General features: G+C 52.5%; 19 protein-coding genes and 2 tRNA genes. 11 read left to right on the forward strand and 10 right to left on the reverse strand.

The window, feature by feature from the left end; translation table 11 throughout:
• On the forward strand, positions 1-1,834 hold a 1,834-nt coding region (locus HYT77_03500; protein MBI2067059.1), incomplete at its 5' end, for a thermonuclease family protein.
• Between the two features lie 11 nt (positions 1,835-1,845).
• Here HYT77_03500 and HYT77_03505 read toward each other — a convergent pair.
• The 3 genes from HYT77_03505 to HYT77_03515 form a co-directional block, all read right to left on the reverse strand.
• Complete coding sequence (locus HYT77_03505) at positions 1,846-2,346, reverse strand: hypothetical protein (protein ID MBI2067060.1); 501 nt, start codon at positions 2,344-2,346, stop codon at positions 1,846-1,848.
• 134 nt (positions 2,347-2,480) lie between these two features.
• Positions 2,481-4,172, reverse strand: coding sequence for an energy-dependent translational throttle protein EttA (gene ettA / locus HYT77_03510; protein MBI2067061.1), 1,692 nt, complete (start codon positions 4,170-4,172; stop codon positions 2,481-2,483).
• A gap of 61 nt (positions 4,173-4,233) precedes the next feature.
• The gene (locus HYT77_03515; protein MBI2067062.1) at positions 4,234-5,787 is read right to left on the reverse strand and encodes a phosphatidylserine/phosphatidylglycerophosphate/cardiolipin synthase family protein; all 1,554 of its coding nucleotides are present in this window, start codon (positions 5,785-5,787) and stop codon (positions 4,234-4,236) included.
• Between the two features lie 194 nt (positions 5,788-5,981).
• On the opposite strand from HYT77_03515, the gene HYT77_03520 reads away from it, so the two are divergent.
• Complete coding sequence (locus HYT77_03520) at positions 5,982-6,968, forward strand: serine/threonine protein kinase (protein ID MBI2067063.1); 987 nt, start codon at positions 5,982-5,984, stop codon at positions 6,966-6,968.
• Here HYT77_03520 and HYT77_03525 read toward each other — a convergent pair.
• The 3 genes from HYT77_03525 to HYT77_03535 are packed head-to-tail and all read right to left on the reverse strand — an operon-like array spanning position 6,905 to position 11,975.
• Positions 6,905-7,567 (reverse strand): phosphatase PAP2 family protein, encoded by a 663-nt coding sequence (locus HYT77_03525; GenBank protein ID MBI2067064.1) that lies wholly within the window; start codon positions 7,565-7,567, stop codon positions 6,905-6,907. The genes HYT77_03520 and HYT77_03525 overlap by 64 nt on opposite strands.
• Complete coding sequence (locus tag HYT77_03530; GenBank protein MBI2067065.1) at positions 7,564-10,692, reverse strand: efflux RND transporter permease subunit; 3,129 nt, start codon at positions 10,690-10,692, stop codon at positions 7,564-7,566. Before HYT77_03530 ends, HYT77_03525 begins: the two co-directional genes overlap by 4 nt.
• On the reverse strand, positions 10,689-11,975 hold the full coding sequence (locus HYT77_03535) for a TolC family protein (protein ID MBI2067066.1): 1,287 nt from the start codon (positions 11,973-11,975) through the stop codon (positions 10,689-10,691). The genes HYT77_03530 and HYT77_03535 overlap by 4 nt, the downstream gene beginning before the upstream one ends.
• Before the next feature lie 75 nt (positions 11,976-12,050).
• Between HYT77_03535 and HYT77_03540 the strand changes: the two genes are divergently transcribed.
• The 3 genes from HYT77_03540 to HYT77_03550 all read left to right on the forward strand — a co-directional run bounded on the left by HYT77_03540 (position 12,051) and on the right by HYT77_03550 (position 13,270).
• Positions 12,051-12,689, forward strand: coding sequence for a hypothetical protein (locus HYT77_03540; GenBank protein ID MBI2067067.1), 639 nt, complete (start codon positions 12,051-12,053; stop codon positions 12,687-12,689).
• A gap of 299 nt (positions 12,690-12,988) precedes the next feature.
• Positions 12,989-13,061 (forward strand) — tRNA-Lys (locus HYT77_03545).
• Between the two features lie 136 nt (positions 13,062-13,197).
• Positions 13,198-13,270 (forward strand) — tRNA-Glu (locus tag HYT77_03550).
• A 46-nt stretch (positions 13,271-13,316) separates the two neighbouring features.
• Here the strand turns inward: HYT77_03550 and HYT77_03555 are convergent.
• Both HYT77_03555 and HYT77_03560 read right to left on the reverse strand, forming a co-directional pair.
• Entirely contained in the window at positions 13,317-15,017 is a 1,701-nt protein-coding gene (locus tag HYT77_03555; protein ID MBI2067068.1) for an IS1634 family transposase, read from the reverse strand.
• 391 nt (positions 15,018-15,408) lie between these two features.
• A complete protein-coding gene (locus HYT77_03560) occupies positions 15,409-15,720 on the reverse strand; it encodes a hypothetical protein (protein ID MBI2067069.1) in 312 nt (103 codons plus the stop codon).
• Positions 15,721-15,870: 150 nt separating this feature from the next.
• Between HYT77_03560 and HYT77_03565 the strand changes: the two genes are divergently transcribed.
• The 5 genes from HYT77_03565 (at position 15,871) to HYT77_03585 (ending at position 18,493) form a co-directional block, all read left to right on the forward strand.
• Complete coding sequence (locus HYT77_03565) at positions 15,871-16,203, forward strand: type II toxin-antitoxin system RelE/ParE family toxin (protein ID MBI2067070.1); 333 nt, start codon at positions 15,871-15,873, stop codon at positions 16,201-16,203.
• 4 nt (positions 16,204-16,207) lie between these two features.
• Complete coding sequence (locus HYT77_03570) at positions 16,208-16,501, forward strand: helix-turn-helix transcriptional regulator (GenBank protein ID MBI2067071.1); 294 nt, start codon at positions 16,208-16,210, stop codon at positions 16,499-16,501.
• 277 nt (positions 16,502-16,778) lie between these two features.
• The gene (locus HYT77_03575) at positions 16,779-17,132 is read left to right on the forward strand and encodes a BrnT family toxin (GenBank protein MBI2067072.1); all 354 of its coding nucleotides are present in this window, start codon (positions 16,779-16,781) and stop codon (positions 17,130-17,132) included.
• Positions 17,098-17,331 (forward strand): ribbon-helix-helix protein, CopG family, encoded by a 234-nt coding sequence (locus HYT77_03580; GenBank protein ID MBI2067073.1) that lies wholly within the window; start codon positions 17,098-17,100, stop codon positions 17,329-17,331. Before HYT77_03575 ends, HYT77_03580 begins: the two co-directional genes overlap by 35 nt.
• Positions 17,332-17,623: 292 nt before the next feature.
• On the forward strand, positions 17,624-18,493 hold the full coding sequence (locus HYT77_03585) for an SUMF1/EgtB/PvdO family nonheme iron enzyme (GenBank protein ID MBI2067074.1): 870 nt from the start codon (positions 17,624-17,626) through the stop codon (positions 18,491-18,493).
• A 24-nt stretch (positions 18,494-18,517) separates the two neighbouring features.
• On the opposite strand, the gene HYT77_03590 is transcribed toward HYT77_03585, so the two are convergent.
• Positions 18,518-19,750 (reverse strand): hypothetical protein, encoded by a 1,233-nt coding sequence (locus tag HYT77_03590; protein ID MBI2067075.1) that lies wholly within the window; start codon positions 19,748-19,750, stop codon positions 18,518-18,520.
• A gap of 95 nt (positions 19,751-19,845) precedes the next feature.
• Here HYT77_03590 and HYT77_03595 point away from each other — a divergent pair, with 95 nt between their 5' ends.
• Positions 19,846-22,908, forward strand: coding sequence for a phosphatidylserine/phosphatidylglycerophosphate/cardiolipin synthase family protein (locus tag HYT77_03595; protein MBI2067076.1), 3,063 nt, complete (start codon positions 19,846-19,848; stop codon positions 22,906-22,908).
• Positions 22,909-23,031: 123 nt separating this feature from the next.
• Here HYT77_03595 and pyk read toward each other — a convergent pair whose 3' ends face one another.
• Complete coding sequence (gene pyk, locus HYT77_03600) at positions 23,032-24,453, reverse strand: pyruvate kinase (protein MBI2067077.1); 1,422 nt, start codon at positions 24,451-24,453, stop codon at positions 23,032-23,034.
• Positions 24,454-24,466 lie beyond the last annotated feature (13 nt).

The raw sequence follows: 24,466 nt of genomic DNA on the forward strand, positions 1-24,466 counted from the left end.
ACTGACCCAAGGGATCCCTGCCGATCAGAGTTTCCTTGATCAATGGAGGGTCTCACTCCTCTACTCCCTCCCTGCGATGATGATGAGCCGGGTCGCAATCCAGAGATGGGGATGGGGCACCACTATTCTCCAGGATGCCGCCATGGAGCCGATACAGGCGGTCGCCTCCGTCGCCTTGAGCTGTGGCATGGGTGGCGTCGGCTGGTTGCCCGAGACAAACATGACAGTGGGACAGCTCTTTACGAGGGAGCTCACCGAAGGTTTCTTCTACATGGGTGTCGGCCGCGGGATGGGGGAGGCGGTCGACAGGGCGGCCTCTCAAGTACCTTGCAGCTTGGGCCTTCTCAACGGCCCCGTCCCAAGCAGAATACTCTCCCCCGAGGCCGGCCTCATCGGCGACAGCCCGCCAAACATAAAAGAGCTGCTCGGTTTAAACCTCGAGGCGGCCGACAGACTCTCAGGATTTCTCGAGACACATCGAAGAACTGGCGGGGAGCTCGAGGGAGTTGAACTCACGTTTAAAAGGGTTCGTGACGGGGCTGAAGAAAAACATGCGATTATTGATGGCGACACGATGCATGCGATCGCCGACGGCATGACCGACTCGGTCCCGCTCCGTTTTATCCTGGTCAACAGCCCCGAGGCATGGAAAGGGCCGGGTCATCCCGAGGTTCGAAATGGTCGAGGACAGATGGGGGCACTCGAGGCGTATTGGTTTTTGAAAGACTTGTCTGATATGCATGACAACCACGGACGGGTTGTCTTGTACCGAACGGATGCCCATCGTCGACCGATCGCGACGGTCCTCGTTCAGACCAAGGCGGGCAACTGGATCGATCTGAATCGGGCGATGGTCGAGTCAGGACATGCCCATGTCTATATCATCATGCCTGATGCGACCGGTATGAGTACCGAGTTTGTTGGTCTCCAGCAGGCGGCCCAGAGAGAGGGGATCGGCATCTGGCAGTATCCCCAGTATCAGGGGGGGCTGCATATCTCCAGTGTGAGAACGATGCGCGATGAGGGGCTTGGTGGAGACCAGGTGATGGTACGGATTTTTAATACAACGGATAAGGCACTCAATCTGGGAGACTACAAGATCCGAAACGGTCCCCGTGAGGAACCGATCCCCGACTTCACCCTCCTCCCGGGTCAGGGGGTGCGACTGCTGCTCGACAGCACGGAATACAACAACAACTCCAATGCCGAATTTGTCGTCGGCCTCATGCATGACAAGCCGGAGGGGACCCCGCGTTTCGAACTCGATCGAGATCATCCCGTTCTTCTCGTAACACGTGGGACGGAAGAGCGGATTGCCACTGTTTTTTACTCCAATGGGACAGCCGCCGAACGAGTCTCCGACGGATTCAGGCACCAGAGGGCCGAAGGGCTTCATTTGATTGCCTTCAATCCCCTCCAGCATATCAGCGGCTTTGAGGACGTAAAAGAGAACATCCGTCTTTACAACAACTCCGACGAACCGATCGATGTTTCCCACTGGGCCCTTCAACAGGAGGGGGCTGTTCGGTTAACGCTCCCCGAAGGAACGGTTCTTCCACCCTATCGCGGTGTTCAGATCTTCACCTGTAGCGGCAAGAATCGGTCCGATCCGGCCGGTGATCTGGAACTCTACCTGGGAGAGACAAAAAAGAAGCAAAGGATTTGGAACAACGACCTTCCGATGAACCTTCTTAATCCGGCCGGTGAAATAATCTCTATGGAGGCCGGCAACGCAAAGGCACGAAAGCTAATCCCTGCAAAATTTCTCAGGCGAAAAGGGGCCGTCGTGCCGGCCGGCCACGAATCAGGCGATTTTGCAACCCTGATCGCTTGAGTCAAAGGGACTTAGGGGTAAGGCTTCACCGGCTGGCTGCACAGGTCGTAGCTCACAGGTAGGTATGATATTTTGGTGTTGGATTGACTTTTTTTAGATAAGTGAAAACCAAAATAAACTCCACCTCCACCAAGTATGCCCATTGCGATCGAGGCACCTACCGCGGTTGGTCCTCTACTTATATTCTCCCCAAGAGTCCCAAAACCTAGCGTGGCAAAAAGGGCAGAAAAGATTGCAAGACCGATCCCAAATCCTTCCCCCGCAGGAACCTTAGTAGCAAACCGTATCAGGTTGGTCCTCGCCTCACCTTCCATATCCTCCTTTGAGCGTAAGATCCTACCCGGATATTTTTTCTCGACTGCCGAACGATAGGTATCCATATGACCCTTTAGCCCGCTCCTCTTTTCCCTATTTGTCGTGTCAGGTTCTGCAATGACCTGATTCATCTGATCAACAAGCGCGTGGCAGGCCTGATCCAACTCCCCTCTCTGTATCAAATCAACATAACCCATATTTTCCTCCTTAAATTAACTTCGCCGGCTTCTGTCACATGATCGACATTGTCTCTTAAAAGATGCTCTTTAAGAGACCGTTCCCTTAAAAAAATGTACTCCTGGGGCGTACACCTTTTCTGGGGAAAAACAGTTTATCGCTTGAATTTCTTGTATTTGATCCGATGGACAGCAAGGGCCTCGGCACCTAAACGACGTTTTTTATCCTCTTCGTAATCGGAGAAGTTCCCCTCAAACCAGACGACACGACTCTCCCCCTCAAACGCGAGGATGTGGGTTGCAATCCGGTCCAAAAACCACCGGTCGTGGCTGATCACCACGGCACAACCGACAAAATTTTCCAATCCGACCTCGAGGGCCCGCAAGGTGTGGACATCAAGGTCGTTCGTCGGTTCATCCAACAGCAGGACATTCCCCGCCTCCTTGAGTGTCATCGCAAGGTGAACCCGGTTCCTCTCCCCACCGGACAACGTATTCACCCTCTTCTCCTGATCCGTTCCGGAAAAATTAAATCGGGAGAGATAGGCGCGGGAGTTCACCTCCCTCTTCCCCAAAAGGATCAGATCCTGCCCCCCTGAGACCGCCTGCCAGACGGTCCGCGTGTCGTCACTCTTAAGCCTCTCCTGATCAACATACCCCAACTTGACGGTCTCACCGATCTTGAAGCTCCCGCTGTCAGGCCTTTCGAGCCCCATGATCATCCGAAAGAGCGTCGTCTTTCCGGCACCGTTCGGACCGATCACACCAACGATTCCCCCCTGGGGCAGTGAAAAACTTAAGTTCTCAAAAAGCAGTCTCTCCCCAAACGCCTTGGAGATATTTTTGCTTTCAATCACAAGCTGGCCGAGTCTTGGTCCGGGTGGGATGGTGATCTCCTGTGTCTCATCCCGTCTCTCAGCCTCTTCCTGCAGGAGCTTTTCGTAGTTTGAGATGCGGGCCTTACTTTTCGACCGACGTGCCGAGGGAGACTGACCGATCCATTCCAGTTCGCGTTGCAAGGTTTTCATCTTCCTCTGATCCGCCTTCTCCTCATGGGCCAGCCGTTCCTCTTTCTGGCCCAGCCAGGAGGAGTAATTCCCCTTCCAGGGGATCCCATACCCCCGGTCGAGCTCCAGGATCCACCCTGCTACATGATCAAGAAAATACCGGTCATGTGTAACCGCGATGACCGTTCCCTTGTATTGATGGAGGTGACGCTCGAGCCAATAGACCGACTCGGCATCGAGGTGGTTCGTCGGTTCATCCAGCAAGAGGATATCCGGCTCGCGGAGGAGGAGCCGGCAGAGGGCGACGCGCCTCTTCTCCCCTCCCGATAACGACCCGATCTTCTGATCTTCGGGTGGACAACGAAGGGCATCCATCGCAAGCTCCAGACGATTGTCCAGATTCCAGGCATCGGCCTTGTCGAGTTTCTCCTGAACCGAGGCCTGACGCTCAATCAGCTTATTCATTGCCTCTTCCGACATCGGATTGGCGAAGCTGTTGTTGATCTCGTCAAACTCACGCAACAGATCGACCACTTCCTGCGTTCCCTCCTGAACCACCTCTTTTACCGTCTTGTTCGGATCCAACCGGGGTTCCTGCTCCTGCAGGCCAACCGTATATCCTTTAGAAAAATGGAGCTCCCCGTCGTAGTCTTTGTCCAGGCCCGCAATGATCTTAAGGAGTGAGCTCTTCCCGGCCCCATTGAGCCCCAACACACCGATCTTCGCCCCGTAGAAAAAAGAGAGGGAGATATCCTTAAGCACCGTCTTGTTCGGGGGATAAACCCGGTTGACCCGATTCATCGAAAAAATGATTTTTTGTGGTTCGCCGTTCTCCGGCATCGTTTTTAATCCTCTTTATCCGCCTCCGCCAGAAAACCCTGCCGTCTTGCCGCGGGGAGCTTCATACCCAGTCCTGAAACCAGAGACTGACAGAAAGCTCCATCTTTTCCCACGGATTTTTTGGCAATGAAAATTTATCCGCCTCTCCCTTCCCTATCTTCCTGCTCTTCTGAAGATCCTTGGCAAAGAGACCGGAAAGACCGGAGGCCAGCTCCCGCTCTTCAAATGTAATGATTGATTCACTGTTGTGGAGCTCGCTTCTCGGATCAAGGTTGTAGGAACCGACAATCGCCGTCCTGTTATCAAAGATCGCATATTTTGCATGCAGCGTCCCCTCACCCTGCTTGTGCCCCTGCCATTCGTGAATATCAATGCCTGCCGCAATAAGCCCCTTGTAAAAATACCTTCCAACAACGGTCATCTGGGGAAGGTCATTTGTCTCCTTGCTGTTCGTAAGGATCGTCACCTTCACACCCCGTGCCCGAGCGCGGATAAGCGCCTCCCGGATAACTCGCTTCGGAATAAAATAGGCGTTGGCGATCTCGATCCTCTCATGAGCCGATTCGATCAGAGAAAGATAGGCCTGCAGGATAAAACTCTCCTCATACCGTGGACGGTTCTGGACAAATCGTGCCGTCGCCCCCATAAATTTCAGACCGTTCAAAACGGACCGGTTCGCCAGTTGTTTCACCTTCGCAGTAATTTTGTCGTCCGTCTTGAAAGCCACGGGGAGGAGCCCAAATCGTCCAACAATCTGACCTCGCCACTCCTTCCAGTATTTGTCCGTATTGAAGATGTCGGGATGACCCGTCTTGACCCCCTTGAAATACTGATAGTTCCTGTCAAAAGTGGCCACAAGGTCCTTAACAATGGCCCCCTTAACCGCCAGATCCTGATCCCTCCAGCGATCCTTGGGTCGGCTCCCGACACGAAAATACTCATTCGCAATATTCAAGCCCCCGACAATCGCGATGCCGTCCTTCTCTTCGCCGTCAATAATCCACAGCTTTTCATGAAATCGCCGATTCACATTCATCGGATCCTTAATTGAAAACTCGTTGATCCACTGGAGCCAGAGTGCCTCGTATCCTTCAACCTCAATACCGTTCTGTTTAAGGTCGTAGAGCATCCACTGTGTCTGCCAGTCGATAGCAGTGGAGGCGGCATCGACAATGACCCGGACATCGAGTCCATCCCGCTTTTTTCGCTTGAGAATCTCCGCAATGGCGAGACCTGACTCATCACCGGTGAAGAGCAATGCCTGGATCCGGATCGATTTTTTTGCAGACTTGAGCGCCTCCATCCTCGCAGAGAAGGAGTCTTCTCCATTCGGAAGAAGGGCGATACGTGCCTCACTTTTGTCTCGTACCGGAAAAATGCCCGAACAACGAATGGATGGTATCTGGCTGCACTGAAACTGAAAGGAGCGTTCAAAAAACGGTGACGTCTGCGTTGAAGCAACCTTCCAAAACTGCTCCAGACCAGTCGGAGTCCCCTGAACCCTTGTCAGAAAATCCTGACTGTTTGCCGCCGGTGGTTCCTCCCGTTTACACATTGGGGCGTTACCCACAAATCCGTTCTGAGAAGCAGTTCCATTAAACTCCAGTCTATCCATGAATCTAGCCAACCCCTTTCCCACAAAAATGTGACAGTCGATTTAGGCCCCTTAATGTGACTGTCAATTTAAATTTTCACATGGGAACACGTGTACCGCACGCACACGTGTGCCAGGCACGCAGATAACTTCTTGAAAAACAAGAACAAGATTTATCCTTGGTGAACTTCTCTCTTTGGGATAAGAGGCGTTTCATGCAAGGCAAGACCGCATTTCATTTTGATACCCTCCTTCCGGAGGCGATTTTTAAAACGGTCAGTGACCAGGGATGGCAGCCAACCGGTTCGCTGATCCCGTTGAACAGCTACGAAAACCGGGTTTATGAGATCGGGTTGGAGGAGGCTCCACCCCTTATTGCCAAATACTATCGCCCTGGGCGCTGGACACAGGAAGGGATTTGCGAGGAGCATCTCTTTTTACAAGCGCTTGCCGAGGCGGAAGTGCCCGTCGTTTTACCCCTTCCGCTTCAAATCCATCTTCCGGAAATTTCAACACTCTCTCGGATCGGCGATTTTTTTTACGCCTTTTATCCCAAGTTTCGAGGGCGGGAGCATGACGAGATCACCAATGAGGACAGGCGCTGGCTTGGCCGGACGCTGGCTCGACTCCATAATATCGGCGAACAGTTCAGGTCTCTCCACCGCCTCTCCTTAAATCCCCATACCTACGGCACGTTAAGTCTTGAATTCATCCTCTCCCAGACCTTTTTGCCGACAGACCTAAAACAAAATGTTGAGGCCCATCTTTTAAAGGCAATCGAACTGATTCGCCCCCATTTCGGTCAGAATCTGAAGACGATGGTGTTGCATGGCGATTGTCACCCGGGGAATATCTTGTGGAATCGTGAGGGACCCCATTTGGTAGATTTTGACGACATGGTCATCGCCCCCCCGACACAGGATCTTTGGATGCTCTTCAACGGAACCGAGGAGGAGAAAAGGGAACAGAAGGAAAATTTTTTTGAAGGATATGAAATGTTCCGCAAGTTTGATCACAACACACTGATTTTATCGGAACCACTCCGAACCTTGAGAATGATCCGGCATGCCGCCTGGATCGGCCAGCGTTATAAGGAGCCGGCCTTTCAAAAGGCATTTCCCTACTATGAAGAGCGACGTTATTGGGAGCTGTTTCTACTGGGGATTAAAGAGCAGATCTCTCTTCTGCAGGAGCTCGGTTGATCTGTTTTAAACACGCGGTGGTTCAAAAATCCGATCCCCGTCCCGACGATCATCCCGACCACGACATCCAGGAAATAGTGCCGCCCTGCCCCACTCCTGGCAACTGAGGTAACAGCTGCCGCCCCGATCACCAGCGCTGCTACCGCCTTGGTGACGACCGGACGATCCTCCCCGTAATTATCGAAAAGGTTCATCGAGAGATAAACCGCAATAGAGAAGGCGTAACTCGCATGACCCGAGAAGAAACTCATGTTGTCCATGCGATTGGGTCGCTCGCGTGCCACAAGCCGCTTCGTGATGGAGGTCACCCCCTCTGTCAGAAGAAACGCGCTAAAACCCCCGATCGCCTGATTCTTCGCTTTTTCACGATCTTTGACGAGCCTGATGAAGTAGTATCCGAAACCCCCAAAAACAACCCCCTTGATTCCCCAATCGGAAATCGTTCTCCAGGTCTCCTTGGAGAAAACCATCCCCTCCAGGAGACTCGGGCCGTTGGCCGGCCATTTCGGGCTAAGCGGCCGCTTCAGCACAAAGGAGCCGAACAGAATGGCACTGATTCCAACAACCGGAAGAATCTGTTTTTGATGATCAGCCCTCATCGTTTACCACCTGCCAATAGTTCAAGGGCCTCCTTATGCTCTCTTGCATGCTTTCTCAACTCAAATCGCGAGAGCAGACTGTAGGCACAGGGGACAACATAAAGTGTAAAAACGGTTGAGATCATCGTCCCCCAGATGATGACCGTCGCCATCGGGGCCCGTTGCTCGGCACCCGGCCCGAGCTTGATCACCGCCGGGATCGCACCCGCAACGATCGCCAGACTTGTCATGAGGATCGGCCGAAGGCGCAGGGGACAGGCGGCCAGGAGTGCTTCGTGCACCCCCTCTCCTTTCTCCCTCAGCTGATTTGTAAAGTCGACGAGCAGGATTGAATTCTTTTTGACAATCCCCATGAGCAGAAGGATTCCGATCATGCTCAAAAGATTCAGCGAGTGACCCATGATGAGAAGCCCCAAAAACGCCCCGGAGACCGAAAACGGGAGGGCGAGAAGGATCGTCATCGGATGCAAAAAGGAATTAAACTGTGAGGCGAGAATCATATAGGCAATAACAACCCCCAGCCAGAAAGCAAGACCCAGCTCGCCGAAGGTCTCCCGAAAACGCTCAGAGCTTCCTGAAAAATGGAGGGAATACCCCTCCGGAAAAGATTCTTTCGCTGTTTTTTCGGTAAGCTTCAGCGCCTCTGACTGTGATTTTCCCTCCGCTACGTTTCCAAAAATATGGACGGCCCGTTGCCGATCCTCCCTCGAAATCACGAGCGGCTGCGGAGCCTCCCTAATCCGTGTCACTTCTGAAAGGCGAACGAGCTCCCCTCGCTGATTTCTCACCCACAGGCTTGAAATATCGTCCGGTCTTTTCCGATTTTCGTCGGTGAGGCTGATTCGAACATCATACCGGCGCCCCTCTTGCGTAAATCGTGCCGCCCTCAATCCCCCCAACGCCGCTTGCACCGTCCGGGCAATCGTTGAGGTCGTCACCCCGCGCGCAGCGGAGAGCTCCCGATCGGGGACGACATGAATTTCCGGAATATCCGCGAGAAAATCGGTGTCGAGGTCGACCGCCAGACCAGCCGTCTTGAGTTTCTCCATCGTGAGATGCGCCAGCTCCCCCAGTTTTTTCCAGTCCGGTCCACGAATCGAGACATCGATTGGAAAATCGCGCACTCCGGCCCCCGCCGCCCCCGCGAGCTCCTGAATCGTCGCCCGGGTCACACCGGGGATCGCGTTGAACCGCTGGCGACAGAGCGCCAGAAAATCACGCAGCGTCAAGGGGGCCTTTTTCTCCGGATCGATCGGCCGCTCTTTCGGCCTCTTGAGTGTCACAAAGAGGATCCCCGAATTGACCTCTCCTCCCCCAAAACCGCCAACGGCGGCAAAGTAGACGTTGAGTTCAGGCCGCGTCGTCAGGAACGCCTCGGCCTGTTTCATGACCGAATCGGTAAACTCGAGCGAAGAGCCTGGGGCGGTCTGGAGACGGACAAGAAAACGGCTGATATCCTGGTGGGGGACCATCTCCTTGCGTAGCAGTGGAACGATCATGAGAGAGGCGATAAAGAAAAGGAGTGCCCCACCCAGTACCCTCCAGCGATGACGGAGGGCAACGGCCAAACTTCTGCGGTATCCCTCACGGAGGCGGTTCATTCCGTTATCGGCAAACCTCCCGATTTTTGTCTCATGCCCCACACGCAGAAACTGGCTGCAACGGGAGGGGGTCAGCGTAATCGCCTCGAGCAGGGAAAAGGCAACCGCGGCCGAAACGGTAATTCCAAACTGGAAAAAGAATCTTCCAATGAGTCCTCTCATGAAGGCAACCGGGAGGAAGATCGCAATCACCGCCGCTGAGATAATCATGACGGCGAAGAAGATCTCGCGAGACCCGACAATCGCAGCCAATACCCTGGGCTTCCTCTTCTCAAAATGACGGGCGATATTTTCAAGAACGACGATCGCATCGTCAACGACGATCCCGACCACCATAGAGAGTCCTAAAAGAGTAATCATGTTCAAGGTGAACCCCATGAAGTACATGACGAGGAAGGCCCCTCCGAGGGCCGTTGGAATTGCCAAGACAACATTTACTGTGGAGCTCCAGGATCCCAGGAAAAACCAGCAGACAAGGCCTGTAAAGAGAACCGAGAGAAGGATCGTGATCTCCAGTTCATGGATGTTATCCTTGATCTGTTCGGTCCCATCAAAGTTTAGGGTCAGCCGAAGATCCGCCGGGAGGGTCCCTCTCAATTCCTGCAGACGCTTCTTGACCCTTTCGGCCACCTCAACCGCGTTTGATCCGCGCTGCTTGTGGATTCCAAGTCCGATCGACGGTTTTCCCATCACACGGGCCACGCGGCGAATATCGGCCAATCCATCCTCAATCGTGGCGACATCCTTAAGCCGGATCGTCTTCCAAAGAAATCCTTCACGGACCCGGGCCGGGATGGTGATCTGGCCCATCTCCTCAATACTACTCGCCTCCCCCACAACACGAACGCCACTCTCCCTCTCCCGATTGATCAGACGTCCTGCCGGCAATTCGGTGTGCTGGTTTTCAATCGCGTACAAGACATCCTCCGGCGTGATCTCGAGCGCCTCCATCTTTTTTGTATCAAGCCAGACGCGGATATTGGGATCGACAAAGCCGCCCAGAAAAACCTCGCCAACCCCCGGAATCACGCTAAATTGATCCTTCAGGTGATCACGAACGTACTCCATGAGCTGTCGTGGAGAACGATCCCCGGAAAGACCGACCCAGATAATCGGGTGATCTTCCGGATTTACCTTGGTGATAATCGGCGGATCAATCTCGTTCGGAAGAAGTCGGCTCGCCTGGACGATTTTTGTCTGAATCTCCTGAACGGCCACATCAATATCTTTGCTCAGTTCGAACTCCACAGTAACCGAGGCGGTGCCGAACCGGGAGGAGGACTGTACCGTCTTGATCCCTCCAATCGTCATGAGCGATTCTTCGATGACGTCGACCACCTCTGACTCCATCACCTCCGGCGCCGCCCCCTCCCATCCGACAACGATATTGGCGATCGGAAAATCGACATCGGGCGTTTGTGAAATCCCCATCCGGAGGAAACTGATCCCGCCAAAAATCAGGAGGGCTGCCATCAACATCCAGGCAAAGACCGGCTTACGGATCGAGAGGTCAGAGAGCGTCACGGATGCTCCTTGGAGAGTTCGATCGGCAGCTCCCCCATCGCGAGTTTGAGCCGGTAGGCATTCAGGAGGGCCCGATGCCTCCCCCGGTTCGCCTGTCGGCGGATCTCATGCCACTCCCGAAGAGACTGCAGCACCTCAAGATTGTTCACCAAACCTGACCGGTACTCCCGATTCTGGGCCTCGTAATTTTTTGAGGCGTTTTGCTCCGCTTTTTCCAACGCCAAGACCTCATTTCTGGAGGTTTCAAGATTGTGATACGCCTCACGGATCTCCAATTCCACGCGACGCCCCGACTCCGACTCGGCTAACTCCGCCTGCTTGAGACGCGCCTTCGCCTCCTTCACCAATCCCCAACTGTTCCCTCCCTCGAAGAGCGGAAACTGAAGGGTGAAGAGAAGATCCCAATCAATCGCGTCCTGAAATCCAACACGATAAGGGTAATAATTCGCCTCCAGATTGAGACTCGGAAAGTAATGGGCCCGCTCGGAAACAAGTTTAGCCTCTGAAAGCTGAACGGCAAATTGCGAGGCGGTACGATCCGGCCTGTTGCCTCCACGCACCAGATAATTTTCCAGAGATTCAAGGGGAGAGATCGGATCTTCGGGTAACGCCAATTTTTGTTCACCAGAGAGGCCGGTCAGGAAATTGAGCGTCTCGCCCGCAACAGACCTCTGCCCCTGAACCCTCGCAATCTCCGCCTCAAGCAGAGAGTCTTGCGATTTGGCCGACAACAGCTCGCTGTTTCTTGATTTTCCGAGCCGGATCCGCCCTCCCAATTCCACGATCCGCCTTTCCAACACCCCCTTTTGAGAGATAAGGATCGACGACTCCTCCTCCAGTTCACGGGTCAGCAGAAAGAGCTGCGCCACCTCCGCAAAGAGGAGTTGTCTCGCCCTCTTCACCTCCAGTTCCGTTTTTTTCCGGTCGGCCCTTGAGGCACTGAGCGCCTTGAATTCACGAAACCCCTGAAAGAGCGGCTGCGTCAGCGTGATCGCAACCTCAGGCCGACTCTTCCGCACAAAAGAAGAGCTGAAGGCATCCCCTCCGAGGTCAAGACCCGAGGTGTCCTGAACGATTTCAGAACCACTCGCGGTAAGGTGAGGAAGGACAGTCCCCAACGCCTGATAATACCTCCCCTCCGCCGCCTTGATCTCCTCTTCACGAATCGCGTAACTCTCGGACCTGCGAAGCGCCGCCTCAAACGCCTTTTGAACGGTAAGCTGGTCCTCCGCAAAAAGGGGGGGGAGAATGACTAGAAAAATGAAAGAGAGGAGACGTTTCATTAATCCTTTGAATAGCTAGCTCGTTCCGGTGCTTTTTGGCAACAAAATCCGGGGATTGCCGATCCTAACGGTAGTATGGTCGAACCTGTTTCTTCATCAACACCCAACGCTCCCTACCTGTTTGCCCCTGAAACACTTGAGCAGATCGTCTCCGAGGCGCTTCGGGAAAAGAGCTCTAGTAATAACGACCATCTCTTGGACAATATTACCCGAAGATTAGCCGCTGCTTATCCAAATCACGTCTACACGGGTAATCGTCGATGGATCTGGAACCGGGTCGAGGGGGCGATCGGTGAGATGGCCCTGCTACACGGAAGCGCAAATGAATATCTCCTGTTCTTCCGAACAGTGAATGGAACAAACGGAGGATCGGGGGTCTATAAGGCGGATGTCCACGACATCATGATCCAAGGTGGCATGGTCTGCCGACAATCCGATGGCAGCTTGGAACATTATACGCCGGGCCAGAGAGCGACGCTTAAAAATGGAAGATCCAAAGATTATACAACGACGGATGACTCCTACATGTTGGAGTATGGCCGAGGGGATATCTTCAGTATGTTGCCGACCGGCTTAAGAGAGACGATCACCCTTCCGAGGGTAGGATTTTGGTCCACAGTTCTAACCGTCTGGGATTTTGGAGGCCTGATCCTGCACGACACCTTTCAACGGCTTGAAGAGGATCCCTCTTTTCATGCCATTCCTGGGCTCTGAGCGCCCGATCGCCAATTCTTGACGTTGCATCTGATTATGCTAACCAGTCAAAAGTTTTCCCTTGGGGTGGGGCTTAACCCGATCGGATTAGTTGATGTGAATGAGCGTCGGATTTACTCCGCGCGAATGAACCAAGGGGGGTTGGGGGAGCGCTGGAAGCCTCCCCCATATATAGCATGGAGAAGAGTGAGCGAGACTTAACCCGATCGGACTAGTTGATGTGAATGAGCGTCGGATTCATTCCGCGCGAATGAACCAAGGGGGGTTGGGGGAGCGCTGGAAGCCTCCCCCATTATAATGGGTCGGTAGCTCAGTCGGTAGAGCACTGCCCTTTTAAGGCAGGTGTCCCGGGTTCGAGCCCCGGCCGACCCATATACTGCAGTGGATAGTGTTTAGTGCATAGTGTCTCGTGTTGGATGTCTAGTTGAAAAGGACAGCCGATGAGTTCGTATAAGGAGTTAAAAGTGTGGCAAGCACTATTCACTAAACACTAGTAACTGTTTTCACTGTCCCCATCGTCTAGAGGCCTAGGACATAGGCTTTTCAAGCCTGTAACACGGGTTCGAATCCCGTTGGGGACGCAAAAAATTGGCTCCCGACTTTGACACTTCAAAATAAAAAGTTATTTTATACCGATAGGTTAGAAGCGAGCTTCGGGCTTGTGCCACTACATTTCTGATTTTCCGTAAGGCGGAGCAGTCTGGGAGGGGCCTTGAGTCCGATCGCCGCAAAGAGTTTTTGGGCATTCCCGGCGATGTCGGTCCGAACCCACATCGTTTGTGATTTCACGTTGACCGGTATGGCGCGCACTTCCCGAAGTTCGCGCATCGCTTCGACGACCGTCAGCGCTCTTGGTTTGACGATGTCCTCCTTGACGGCCGGACTCTCCAACATGAGATTCTTTTCTCTCAAACACTTTGTCATCAAGGCTTCACAAAGATAAGCGAGAAAGCAGAGTGTCAAATGGCCGATGATCCTCTGATCCGTCCAATGAAAGACGGGTCGCGCTTTGAGCGTTCCCTTGATCTCGCCGAAGGCGTCCTCGATGATCCACAGCGTTTTGTAGTTGGACACGATCTCTTCGGCCTTCATGTCGGTGACGTTCGTCAGGACGCCGAAGTAACCGTCACGCAGAGCATCCTCGGCGATAGCCTTCTCATTCAGCCGGAAGCCCTTGCCGTCATTCAAGCCCACGACATAACGCTGATACGTCGTGTTGGTCACAAAGACCTTGGCCGTGATCTTTTTCTTCTCAAGCTTCTTTTGGATCTTGGCCAAGACGTCCTCCCGTGCCTTCCGGTCCCGTTCCGCGCGGGCTTTAGACCAGGTGATGATACACCGGTCTCCCTCATGGGTCGTTTCATAAACAGCCAGATTATCATTGATCTTCGTGTAGCGGGCAAAGTCATAGAACTCCGCATGCCGGTCACGGAATACGCCGAGCTTCATCCCGACAATGAACTCACCCTGATTTTCCTTGTCCTCACCGCGCAGAGACTTCAGGTTCTTTTTTGAGAAGAGGCCCCGATCTCCTACGAAGATAAATCGCCGTACATTAAACTTCTCGCGCATCTTTTTCACAATGTCGGCGACCGTCTTCCCCTCGAACGTATTCCCCGGATACACCTCAAAGCCCAAGGGAGTTCCGTCGGGGGCCACCAAAAGTCCCAGGACGACTTGAGTGCAGTCGCTCCTCCGCTCCTTGCTGTACCCAAATCGTCTGAGCGTCCCGATGTCCACGCGGGTGCTTTCAAAACGAAGCGTCGTCAGATCATAGAGAACAACATCCACCTGGGCGTTCAAAAGATTGCGGTCATGCCAGTACAGATTCTTTTCGATCTCTTCCTTGTGCTCCGCCAGGACATCCAGAGCACGATAGAGTTGATGGAGGCCCATCTCCTGCTCGATCATTTCCGGATAAAACCTCTTCTGCCAGTGCTCGAAGACCTTCAACTTCGACCCCGGTTTCACAAAGCGCGAGGCGATCATCGTGAAAACCAATTTGTGCAGATCAAAACCGAGCTTGGGATGTTTGCTGGAAACATCGGCGAGAACCGAACGAATGCCGCTCTTTTCAAACAAGCGGTCCAGAACGAGCAAGGGTCCCAAAATGAAAGTCTCATCGATGGAGATTGTTTTGGCCAGCTCCAGGACGGTGAAAATCTCCTTGTGCTTGGCGATGGCCGCGATCACATCGTCCATGCGATCCTCTCCGGCCTTGCCTAACGAGAGAAGCGTGCGATGACGGACCACTCCATTGTCACGATAAGACTCAACCAGATGATAGTACGACTGTCCTGATGAATTGATGGTCGTCTTGATGAACATAGACCGAAGGTCTACCACAAGAAAACCAGAAAATCACAGGGAAATAAGCGCCCGCTTGAAGATTGTTCACTACACTTTTCGCAAAACCAAAACTGACCCTGAGATTTTTCAGGCACTTGACCTCGGTCGGTCATCGGGAAGTGTCAAAGTCGGGATTGGCTCGGACCCTCGTGGTTTGAGCCAATTTTTTTCGATCTCGATGCGGGATGAGAAGCCGACCCGAAGCGCTGCCAACGGCAGAAAAGTGAGGCCCGGCTTACTCCGGGCCGAACGGCAGCAAGGGCGGCCGGATCCTGGAGGAGGCGCAAAGCGCCGGGGGAAGGATGAATCCCGTTGGGGACGCAAGTTGCAAAACGGGGCCGCCGCATGTCATATGTCAAGCCTTGACCCCCTACTCACCTTGTTGGCTTAACCACAATTGAGCTTCTCGCAGTGATTTTACCGTAATGCTTTTTATTGGAACGCCTCTGGCGATAATATCACAGGAGTCTTTTTGACACTTGATGTAGACATCAAGAATATCAATCCCACCACTCTTACGTGGTTCCGCTCGTTGGATTGAAATCCCATCCTTTTTGACTGCGATCTTATCAGGGCACCATGGGAGCATCATGTACTTATCATTAGGTAGGCCATAAAGACCGAAATGATCTCTTAAATAGTCCCAAGCACGCTCAAGTTTGCTGTCGCAGGTATTTGCCATGACAAACGTCTCCTATTGATTGTAGCCATTCTCGTCACAGCTAAAAATGAGTTGCTTTCTTTTCAAATATACCTATGGGGTCAAGCCTTGACCCCATACAGATAATATTAAATTGACTTCGTACCATTATAAGGGCACACTTCTGTAGCGATGCTTGAGATTCGGTATTTCCGAACCGCACGAGGGGACGAACCGGCACGTGATTACATTCAAGAGTTGCCCGCGAAAGAGCGGGCTAAAATCGAGGGGTGTCTCTCCGTACTGGGAATGACAGGTAAACTTGAAATGCCTCATGGGAAAAAACTGGTGGGACACAAGAATCTTTTCGAGGTTCGGTCAGGACGCCATCGGATTTTGTATGCGTTCCATGAAGGAGAGGTTGTCCTGCTAAGCGCCTTTATGAAGAAATCGCAAGAGACTCCGAAGGGTGAGATTGAACTCGCCAAAAGGAGATTAGAGAATTACGTAAATATGGGAGGGTAATACGATGAGCAAAACCAATCCACACCGAGGATCGAGTTTTAACGACCACCTCAGGGAAGAATTAAAAGACCCTGAATTTCGGCGGGAGTTTGAAAAGGCCCGCGCCGAAATTGTGATCGGCCAGATGGTCCGGAGGATCGTCAAACAGCAACGATTAACGATCCGCCAGCTTGCCAAGCGAATGAAAAGTAGTGTCTCTCAGGTACAAAGGCTGATGAGTAACGCCAATGTGAGTATTGATGCCCTGGCGAAATTTGCTGCTGCGACGGGTAAGAAGCTTTCTATTCAACTCAAATAAAAGGCCTCATGCCGCCATCGCCATTTCCCGACAGGCGGTTCGAAAACCCTCTAGTTGGGGACACAGTGATAGGTCGTTGATATTTCTTAAGTATTTGATTTTTCGAGGCATGGCCATGACCATATAGTGCCAGATTTTCCGCCTTAGACCGGTCAAACGATAGTCGTTGGCACCCAGATGGCACCGAAAAAACGACCCTGTTTCGAAGATCCTCTTCACCCCTCACACTGAGTAGCCCTTGCCATTCTTAATAGTATAGTGTACTGTATTGCTATAAATGGCAAAGTTTAAATTCACCCTCTGGTTGGCTTATTGGTATCTTCAAGCCGAGAACTTTGAATTTCAGTGGGATCAGGGCAACTCCACCAAGAGTGTTGTCAAGCATGGGGTAACGACCGAGGAGGTTGAGTCTGTCTTAACCCTCAAAATGGCGGTTCCCATTGGCAGGCAGGTTTCACCGGCCGTTGATGAGGAAAGACTGTGCGTTGTTGGTCCCTCTCAGGAGGGTCGAATGCTTTCCATCGTTTTTACCTTACGAGATGGACGGGTACGCCCGATTAGTTCGCGAATCGCCAATCGTAACGAAAGGAGACGTTATGAAGAAATACGCAAAACAATCCAAAAGCTATAACCGCATTGATTTTGACCCCAAGGAAATCATTGCAGGCATGAGCCGCTTGAAAGGCAGCCAGCGTAAGCCAACCAGTGTTGCGCTTGAAGAAGAATTGCTCGATGAACTTAAATCACTCGCTGACAAGAGAGGTGTCCCTTATCAGGTCCTTATGCGCCTTTTAATAGCGGATGGGGTCAAGCGATTGAAAGCGGCGTAAATTCCTTGCACGCAGTTCGAAAACCCTCTAGGAAGGGACGCAAATTACAAAACGGGGCAGGTCACTTCTTACGCACTGTTCTCTCTAGAGAACACATAATTGCCCTCAGTAAGGTTTTCTTGGTAACGAACCGACCTTTCCGGTTGAGAATAATTTTATGAGAATGTCAACTGACGGAATTTTGGCGATAGCTTTACCACAATTCCGCAGTTGCCGAATTGTGAAGGGGAAATGGTTGATCCCACCGATTTGAAGCGGGAGATTTTTTTACAAAAAAGAATTGGAGGAATTTATGGCAGAGACAAAACCGGCGAATGAATGCACATGCACAAACCCATTTGTGAAGATCGAAGGAGGCCCTTTTCAACTGGGCTCGCCCGGAGCTACTCCTTTATCAGATGAACAACATCTAAGAAGTGTCATCATTTCCGATTTTGAAATTCAGCAACACGAGGTTTCCATTGGGGAAGTTAGAGATTTGAATGAAACAGCGGGAAAAGTGCTTGGAGCCGTTTTGTCGGGTTGTAAAGGGACCACTCCTGACACATTTTTTTTGGAGGTCAAGATGGGTGAGTCCGAAAGTGCTTTGCAGAAGCGTGCCCAACAAATTGCTGGCCAGTTACAATGTAACTCTGATACCCCCCTCAAGCGCCAACCCAAGATAGAGATTCCGACTGTCGATTTTTCGGCTAACAGAATCAATCGTGGAGGAGACACATACCCGGTGCAGGGCCTGAAGTGGCAAGAGGCAATGGATTATTGTGTAGCAATCGGCGCCACTTTGGCAACCGCGGCACAATTGGAGTACGTCTCTGACACGGGTGGAGCGACTCCCAATGCCGTCACTGATAAAAATAGCAACAACAGTCCCGCTCCTGTCTGTGGTCCAGAGGCAGAAAGGCGCCGTAACAGATATGGCGTTGGTGATATCGAAGGGAATCTTTGGGAATTGACTTCGGATCAATATGATCCTGAGTTTTATAGCAGAGTGCGTGATTGTGCAAAAGATCCGAGTAATCCGGTGACTAAACCGGAGGATCAGAAGTCAGAAGTTCGCGGCGGTTCCTTCGACGACGATGCGAGGGACGCGCGGGCGGCCAATCGCGACTACGACTATCCGTCTTACCGCTACGGCGTCGATGGGTTTCGTTGCGCGCGTTAGTGGCCCCAGGACTCCAACCGGTACTTATTTTTCTGTGAAGATCGTCTCGATCTGGGTGGCTACAGTCGAACGGCTGAATTGAAGGCCCATGTAGGAGGGCGGTTCACGGAGTGCGGCAAGAAGTCTGGATCGGTCATCCTCGTTAAGCCGTCCCCTCTCCGACAGGGCAAAGGAAACGACGCACCAATTAAATGAGATCGGATCTTTGATGCCTCGGGCCTGCCCCAGAAATTGATCCGTTGACAGGGTTCCAGAATGGACTTTGGCATGATCCACGATGAATTGATCATTTAAGGATTTTGAATCCCACGGGTAACTTAAGGCGTCGACCTCGCGGAGGTTTGTCGTGAGTAACTTAACCGTCTCCCAATCATACCGGTCTGATTTCTTCAGGTTCTCTGCATAATCCAGGAGTAGCAGGTTGTAGTGCGCCGTCCACCGCACCAGTGCCGCATGCCACAGAAATTTGGCCGGAGTCATGGTATCCATGCGTGGCTCCAGGTAAGAGCGGATCAGAAAAATATTCATCCTGTCGGTATCCCCGTCATATCCGGGACTATCATACTCGAGCAACGCCCGGTTCAGTGCCACCACCATCGGCCAATCAAACCTTCCAGCCTGTTGCATCGCCTCCGCGTACCGTCGGATCAAGCGATTTCCACTTGACAGATACGGATACTGCCGTGCGTAAAAGGAAACTTCGCTGGACAAGAGGGTATCAAGTCTCGGTTCCAGGTAGGCGTCCATCACCCGCTCATAGGTCTCCTCACGGTAGAGCCGGGTTTGATCGAGAACAAGGACAACCTTTGGACGATTCAGGTGGTGATCAATATCTTCCCCGGGAAAAGGCGAAATTGTCTTCTTATCAATCGCCCATTCCGCGAGCCCTTCGAGCAGAGGGACCATTTCTGTTTGCCAGTCGAACAAGGGGGTGTTGTGGAGCTGGGCATATTTCTCGATCGCCGCGTTTTTCTTCATCGCGGCGTTTCTCGGGTCCGGATCTAGGTCTGCCCGGGAGAGGAACCTCAGGAATTGGGCCGTATTAAGCTCGCTAAAGCAGTAACTGGTCGCATAGTAGGGGGGTTGGCCCGGCTCATGGTTTAGTTCGGCCTTGGCGAAGTTATCGAGACAGGTCCCAAGCTTGAGCCTGTCCTCCTCAGATTCCTCCGGTTCCCTGGTACGAGTCTGGCACGCGAGTGCAAGCACCGCTGCCGCCCCACCCCAACGAAACACCGACGGAACAATAGAGGTAACCATGATCTCTCCTTCTGTCACCCCTTCTCGCACTCCCCTCCAGCGAAGTTGTTACAAAAATCCCTTTGAAAGCCGGTTCGGACGTTGTGCTGGTTCCCATGACAACCATTTCAGATCTTGTTCGATTAGGGGGCATGGGACGATCGATTTCATTGCCTGTGGCCTCCTCTGATAACGCACGGCATTGGCCCGACAAAACCGTCCCCACTGTTCCCCGTGAAAGGAATCAAGAAGTTCCCGGCCAATCCGAATTTCGGTTGGTGGGACGTTCCGACGGAAAAGTAACAAAACGCAACCAGGCACAGAAATTCAAACCGCTGCGGTTCACACCGTTTCATCAGGTTGCCACCTGGAATCACCCCGTCCCTCTGAGGGTCAAGGTGAGTCTCGATGAAACCTATCATCACCAATTTTCAACGACAAAACTGGATGGCCTTGAGGTCGATTTTTTTATCCGAAAAAGGGACGGCTCATCGGTAAAGATCGGGACAGCGACGACCGATGCCGAAGGGTATGCCACACTCTATTATCAATCAGATTCAGGCGACTCCGTCATCAACATCACACATCGACTTCGCTCTAACAGACATGGTCATGCCACCATGACCGGAAAACTGTACCGTCTTCGTCCGGAACAGGCCGTTGTGGCGATCGACCTCGATGATCTCTGGCGACGGGGAGGGTTCAAGGAGGTGAAGGGGATTGTCCAGTCAATACGTAAACAGGGCTATCAACCGATCCTTCTTGTGAATACGATCAACACCGCCTCAACCTATGAAAAGGTCGTGAAGGATCTTGAATCGCTGAATCTGCCGGTCTTGTATAATGATACTCGGTATAGCGGTTTTCATCGGGACCACCAGGGATTTGGAGAGGCACAGCTCGAGAAACTGAAACGGCTCAAATTTGAGGCGGGAGTCCCGATCGTTGCCGTTTACAGTCGGCCTGTCAGAAACGAAGAGGCCTATCTTCATCATGGTATCAAACGACTCTCTTGGGAGGCGAATCTGGATCTGGAGGGGAGGTCTCTGGTTGAATCTTTTGAAAAATTCCGTCGGCAGGTGGACCATCCCGATTTTGATCTAGAAACGTTTCTCTGGGACGGTTTGACAGACTCCCGTTGGGAGACGGGAAATAACTTTCAATTCTATTTTAAGGGAGAAGAGGCCTTTGAAGCCTTACTAGCGATGATCGATCATGCCAAGACGTTCCTCTCGATCCGGAACGCCTCAAATATCCAGGATGATGCGCATGGCAGGGAGCTCCGAAGGCATTTGCTCGAGAAGGCCCGTCCGGACCCCCAAAAACAGGGACCTCAGATTCGAATGATGATGGATGGGTTGCTCGGTGATGTCGCTTTTGCCTCAAACCCCAGCTTTACCTGGGCGCCCCAACAGTTTGTTGACTCATTAAAAGGAATGGGAGTCGACTATGTAACGATTCCGGTCGATCATCATATCGACCATGATGAGCCGTTCTGGGGGATCGTCACACGACACCATACGAAATTTACGATTGCCGATAACGGAGGACGGGCTGTTGCCTATGGAGGAGGGCGTCATTTTTCCAGTGGATCGTTTGACGAGCGGATCCCTCCCTCCGAAGGTGTCAACCTTGTTGAGTGGCTAGGGGGAATCGAGAAAGGGGGACTTCATGACCTGAGTTTTACGGTAGAGGGGCCGATCGTTCGAACAATCCACGAAAGATTTCTCGATGATTTTGAATCAAGCGGTGGAAGGCCGGTCAGTGCTGAAGAGCGGAAACGTCTTCTTTCGCCCAATCTGTATCGTTCCTCCTCCGGATCGGTCGAATCGACACCGGTCCGGTTTATTCCTCATCATAGTTACCAGGATCAGAACTGCCTGAATGTTTTGTTTCGTCTACTGGAGGATCCGAAATCAAAAGAGGTAACCTTCGTAAACTCGTTTATCCCGACCGAAGAGATGATCGAGGGGATGAAACTCGCTGCCCGCAATGGGAAGGAGGTTCGATGGGTTGTCGGCAGTATCGCGAATATCTACGACTGGATCCGGGATCCACGACTGGAAGGGTTGTTACGGGCCGGCGTGAAGATCTACATCCTGCCGGAGCGCTTTCACACGAAGCTCTATGGGAACTCCCGTTACTACGCCTTCGGCAATCATAATCTGGACAGCCCTTCCCTCCGTGATGAGGAAGATCTGACCGTTGTGCCGAAAGATTCGCCGGCTGGAAGGGATCTGGATCGGTATGTCGAGAGGTTGTTGGCGCAGGCGACGCCGCTCCATGTCGGATGGCAACAGGGAGAGGATCTCTCCCAGATTTTGGAGAGGGCCTACCAGCTGGAAAAACCGTCAGAGGAAGAGATCTCCAAGGAACCGAAGCCTCATACCTTTTGGGAGCTGGCGAATCATGTCGCCCTTGAGGGGCTTGAGATCACACAAACAGCGGTATCGGGTGTTGCTCGAGAGGTCGCTCATGGTCGTTTCATACCCCATCTGAGAGGGACTATTACCGAACTCGACGGTCAGCTGGGGGGAGGTGTTGATGCCGGTTTTGGAAGTATCGGGGAGAGGTATGTTCCGAAACCGAAGGAGACCTGGCGTACCTTTTTCCTCAGCCAACACGCCCTCAATTTTGGGTTTTATTTTTATGATCAAGACTTCATTGGGACGATGCGGTATGCCGGTCGGGCCGCCCCGATTCAGCTTCACCTGGGAGATTTCACACCGCAGATCAGTTGGGATCAATATGTGGGGCTGACATTTGTCGAATCCTTGGGAAACAAGTTCGGGATACGTCTCCAGAGCGGCAACTACGTCAATCTCCAGGGGGAGACACTGGGGGCCCGGATCGGTATGTTGAACGGATATGAATTTTTGCGTCCCCTCCCCTCATTTGACCCGATCACGATCGAACCGGTTGTGATGAATCCGGGCGCTCTGACCCTTACCCTTGATACCTCGGTGACTGTCGAAGGGGAGCGAACCCGTTATTCTGTCGGACCTTTTACCACCTTTGAGCCTTATTCCACAAATTTGGGCTATGGTCTCTTTGGCCGATTACAGTGGTACTCGCGGTACCCCCGCGATGAGATCCTCACACTCACAGGCTCTATCCAAAAAACGGAAGGGGATCTGCGATCCCTCCTTTCGCTGGAAATTCCGTTTACCGGTCCATGAAGTCAGCGGGTAAATGGTTTGATTATTTTTCGAACTCCCCTCGGAAACTTTGAGGGACATATTTTTGGCAATGGAGGAGGCATTCAGTCGCCAGCAAACCCTTCCATCTTGCCGCGGGAAACTTCATTCCACTGTCACAATTTTGAGATTCAAAGTGATATTCCGATGCCCCCGAAGATGTTCCCGGTAGAGGAAGATCAGCCGGTCCCCTTTTTGGACCGTTCCCTTTTTCTTCAAGATCGAAAGTCCCGCGACAATCCGGCGATCGGCCTTCCCGTGGGTCATATTGATTGGAAAAACCCCCCAGTAAAGATTCAGCTGACGATAGGCGGTTGGGGTCGCGGCCAGCGAGAAGATCGGCTGTTTGGGATGCATCTTCGAGATCACTTTAGTGAGGGTCCCCTGCCGTGTTGAAAGCACAATCGCCCGCGCACCGATATCATCGGCAGTCTGCATCGCATTGAACATAAAGGCCTCTTCAAGTGTCGTGACGCCAAAATCGGCGGGAGTCTTGCGAAAGGTCTTTTGGATCATATGTTGTTCAACCTCGAGAATGATCTTCTGCATCATCGCACAGGCCTCAACCGGATATTTCCCACTGGAAGTTTCACCGGTTAGCAGGGCGGCATCAACCCCGGCGTAGATAGCGCTGGCGACATCGCTCGCCTCGGCACGAGTCGGCACCGGACTTGAGCGCATCGAATCAAGCATCTGAGTCGCAACAATGACCGGCTTTTTTCTGACACGACACGATTCAATCAGCTGTTTCTGAACCACCGGAACACGTTCGGAGGGAAGCTCGATCCCCAAGTCGCCACGCGCAATCAGGATCCCATCGCTCTCTTCAATAATCCCCTCCATCTGCTCAACGGCCTCCGGTTTTTCGATCTTGGCAATGACCAGCGGCAGTGACCGAGTCTTGCTTTGCGCAATAACCTTCTTCAAATCACGGATGTCCTGAGGCTTCCGAACAAACGAAAGGGCGATAAAATCAACTTTATGGCGTAAACCCCACGCCAAATCGATCCGGTCTTTTTTTCTTAAGATGGGGAGTTTTCCCCGGTAGTGCGGAATATTAATCCCCTTGCGCGACTCCAAAACACCACCATAAACGACCCGGACCCAAACGCTCTGCCCCTCTTTGCGAATCACCTCGGTTTGGATCAATCCATCATCCATATAGATTTTTTGCCCCACGACAACCGCCTTCGGGAGCCCTTGAAATGGGATCGGGATGATATTCTGCTTTTCATCGGGCCCCTTGTCATAAGCCAACTGCCATGTCTCCTTGGCGTTCAGGATATAGGGATTCGGGAGGTCACCGACACGAAGCTTGGGTCCCTGCAGGTCGAGCATGATCCCGATCGATTGCTTTAATCTCTTTTCGATCTTACGAATTCTCTTGAGGTGTCGAAGGCGGCTCTGGAGGTCACCATGCGAACAATTGATCCGGGCGACCGACATCCCGCTTCTCACCAGCTCGGCAATTTTTTTATCGGAATCAACGCTCGGCCCGACGGTACAAATAATTTTTGTCCGATTCATGAGATCTCCCTAT

The organism is Deltaproteobacteria bacterium (genome assembly GCA_016180855.1).
GTDB lineage: Bacteria > UBA10199 > UBA10199 > JACPAL01 > JACPAL01 > JACPAL01.